Origin of the sequence: Aeromonas taiwanensis (assembly GCF_000820165.1) — a bacterium.
Taxonomy (GTDB): domain Bacteria; phylum Pseudomonadota; class Gammaproteobacteria; order Enterobacterales; family Aeromonadaceae; genus Aeromonas; species Aeromonas taiwanensis.
In genome coordinates, this window is sequence record NZ_CDDD01000078.1 from 1 (window position 1) to 2,899 (window position 2,899).

The 2,899-nt window shown below is 65.5% G+C and carries 4 protein-coding genes; 2 read left to right on the forward strand and 2 right to left on the reverse strand.

Translation table 11 applies throughout. From position 1 onward, the window contains the following. Together BN1136_RS13900 and BN1136_RS13905 are read left to right on the forward strand one after the other, a co-directional pair. A partial coding sequence (locus tag BN1136_RS13900; RefSeq protein WP_043808706.1) for a DUF3530 family protein occupies positions 1-613 on the forward strand: 613 nt, incomplete at its 5' end. Between the two features lie 104 nt (positions 614-717). Beyond that, positions 718-1,674 carry a D-2-hydroxyacid dehydrogenase gene (locus BN1136_RS13905; RefSeq protein WP_043762166.1) on the forward strand — a complete coding sequence of 319 codons (957 nt, stop codon included), beginning with the start codon at positions 718-720 and terminating at the stop codon, positions 1,672-1,674. An 81-nt stretch (positions 1,675-1,755) separates the two neighbouring features. On the opposite strand, the gene BN1136_RS13910 is transcribed toward BN1136_RS13905, so the two are convergent. Both BN1136_RS13910 and BN1136_RS19515 read right to left on the reverse strand, forming a co-directional pair. Beyond that, positions 1,756-2,238, reverse strand: a complete 483-nt coding sequence (locus BN1136_RS13910; RefSeq protein ID WP_043762168.1) for a glycine zipper domain-containing protein — start codon at positions 2,236-2,238, stop codon at positions 1,756-1,758. 254 nt (positions 2,239-2,492) lie between these two features. Continuing rightward, positions 2,493-2,899, reverse strand: a 407-nt coding sequence (locus BN1136_RS19515) for a GGDEF domain-containing protein (protein WP_156135308.1), incomplete at its 5' end; no start/stop codon positions are given.

A 2,899-nucleotide genomic window follows, 5' to 3' on the forward strand; every position in this document is an offset into this window, starting at 1 on the left:
CGACAAGCAGCGGGTGCTGTTCGCGAAGCACGACGGCGACAACTACGTGGGGCTCGCGATCCTGCTGCCCGACTGGCAGCGCAGCGGCCAGCTATGGCAACTGACCCGGGATCTGGGACGTCTCGGGTTCGATACCCTGCTGCTGCTCCCCTCCCCCCGCCAGGCCGAGCTGGACCCCGCAGCCGAAAAGAAACAGCAGGCCATCGACGACTTTCGCAAACAGTTTGCCACCCGCATCAGCGAGATCGGCGACGCCAAGCTGCAGGAGGGTGGCTTCAGGCTGTTGCTGGCACAGGGCACCAGCGCGGCCTGGGCCGCGAACCTCATCGCGAGCGAGCAGCTGCCCGCCCCCGACGCCCTGGTCCTGCTGGACGGTTTCTTCCCCAACCAGCAGAGCAACCAGACCCTTGCCAAGCAGGTAGCCCAGGCCAGCGTGCCCACCCTTGACCTCTACCAGGAGGAGGGCAACCGCTGGCCCCTGCTGGCCGCCGAGGCGCGCAGGCACGAGAGCCGACGCAGCCACAAGCTCAACTATCGCCCCTATGCCCTGATGGATCTCGAGGAGACCCCCGGACGCATCCAGGGCTGGCTGACCCACCTGGGCTGGATCTGAACCCATGACGAGGCAGGAGCGGCCCTCCTGCCGCCGCTCATGACCGGGCTGGTCAGCCGCCCTCCCTCTTTGGCATCATGTCTCTTCCATTGGCAGGAGGCTTCATGCAGCAAATCGTGTTTCTCGACAGCGACACCCTGGACGCCGGCATCAATCTGCGTCGCCCCGATTTTCCCCATCACTGGCAGAGCTATCCGGCCACGGCGCCGGATCAGGTGGTTGAGCGCCTCGCGTGCGCCAGCATCGCCATCATCAACAAGGTCCGCATCGGTGCCGACGAACTGGCCCGGTTGCCCGAGCTCAAGCTGATTGCCCTCGCGGCCACCGGCAGCGACAACCTAGATCTGGAGGCGTGCCGCGCCGCCGGTGTCGCCGTGTGCAACATCCGCAACTACTCGGGCCCCTCCGTCCCCGAGCACGCCATGGCGCTGATGCTGGCCCTGTCACGCAACCTGTTCGCCTGGCGCCAATCCTTGCTGGAGGGGCGCTGGCAACAGAGCGGCCAGTTCTGCTTCTTCGATCACCCCATCGCGGATCTGCACGGCAAGCGCCTCGGCATCATCGGCAAGGGGACGCTGGGGCAGGCGCTGGGGCAGCGGGCCCAGGCCATCGGCATGGAGGTTCGCTATGCCCAGAGCCAGGTAGGGACGAGTGGCGATGACGACCGACTGCCCCTGGACGCCCTGCTGGAGAGCTCGGACGTGATCAGCCTGCACTGCCCGCTGACCCCCTATACCCGCCACCTGATAGGCGAGCGGGAGCTGGCCATGATGAAACCGGGCGCCCTGCTCATCAACGTGGGACGCGGCGGCCTGGTGGACGAGCAGGCCCTGCTGGAGGCCCTCGGCAACGGGCGCCTCGGCGGCGCCGGCTTCGATGTGGCGAGCCAGGAGCCGCCGCCTCCGGATCATCCCCTGATGCAGGCCCTGCGCTACCCCAACTTCATCCTGACCCCCCATGTCGCCTGGGCCAGCGAGGAGTCGATGCAGCGACTCGCGGATCAGCTGATCGACAATATCAACGCCTTCGCCCTCGGCAGGCGCCAGCACCGGCTGGTCTAGCCCGGCGCACACCGTCCCCGGACCTCGGCTGCGGGATCAAAAAAAGGGGCCAGTGGCCCCTTCTTGCATCCTGCAGTGGCATCAATCATCGTGCCATTTGTGCTTGCGGTGTTTCTTGTGCTTCTTGTAGTAGTGGCGGTGATCATGATAGTGCCGGTCACCGTAGTAACGGCCACCCCGGCTCTCGTGAGTATCGCCGGTCTTGGCGCCGATGGCGGAACCGCCTGCACCGCCGATGCCGGCCCCGATCAGGCGACCGGTGTCGCCCCCGACGCTCTTGCCGATGGCGGCGCCACCCAGGGCACCGACGGCGCCTCCGAGGGCGGCTTCATTCTTGTTGCCCCGGTTGGCCGTGGCCGCCCCACCTGCCGCACCGCCGATCGCCGCCCCGACCAGGGCGCCCGTGTCGCCGCCCAGCTCCTTGCCGATCATGGTCCCGGCCACCCCGCCGGCACCGCCGCCGAGTATGGTATTGAGGGTCTCGGACGCCTGCACCTGACCCGTTCCCAACAGCAGCGACCCCAGCAATGCCACCGTACTCATGCCAAACTGTTTCATTTTCATGGGATACTCCCGTCAAGCCTGATGACTGGTGATTTTTCCCAGCACTATACAAAGCGGCATGCCCCGCGCTACTGCTGCAACAGGGAGAGCGGCGGCAACCCGGTTGTCTCCTGTTCGCGACAGGTTCCATTGGGACAGGCTAAACACATGAAAATTAATTAAAAAAAAAGGTCACATAGGAAATTATCTCCGCTGTGACCCGATTCTTGCCCCAGAGCATTATTTTTCCCACCGCAATGCTCTGACAGATACTGTCACATCCCCCCGCAGGAGGGCGTTTCAGGGGAGGAGAGATGCCAGCAGTCGCGTCCCTGCCGCTTGCTCTCGTAGAGGCATTCATCGGCCCGCTCGAACGGGTCAGGGGAGTCCTCCGGATAGTGCGCGCCTCCGGCGCTCAGGGTGATGGACGCCTCGAACTCGCGCCATTGCAGCGTCCGTACCCTTCCCAGCAGGTGGGTCAGGCCGTACTCCACCTCCTCCCGCTCCCAGGGCAGCAGGGCCGCAAATTCGTCCCCGCCGATCCGGTAGACCCCCCCTTCCCCCAGGGTTCTCGCCATGATGGTCGCCACCCGAAACAGCACGGCATCCCCCACCCCGTGTCCCCAGCTGTCATTGACGCCCTTGAAGTTGTCCACGCCGAACAGGACCAGCCAGTAGGGGG

Coding starts and splice junctions, on each gene's coding strand:
- BN1136_RS13905 (WP_043762166.1), top strand. CDS start 718: ATGCAGCAAATCGTGTTTCTCGACAGCGACACCCTGGACGCCGGCATC.
- BN1136_RS13910 (WP_043762168.1), bottom strand. CDS start 2,238: ATGAAAATGAAACAGTTTGGCATGAGTACGGTGGCATTGCTGGGGTCG.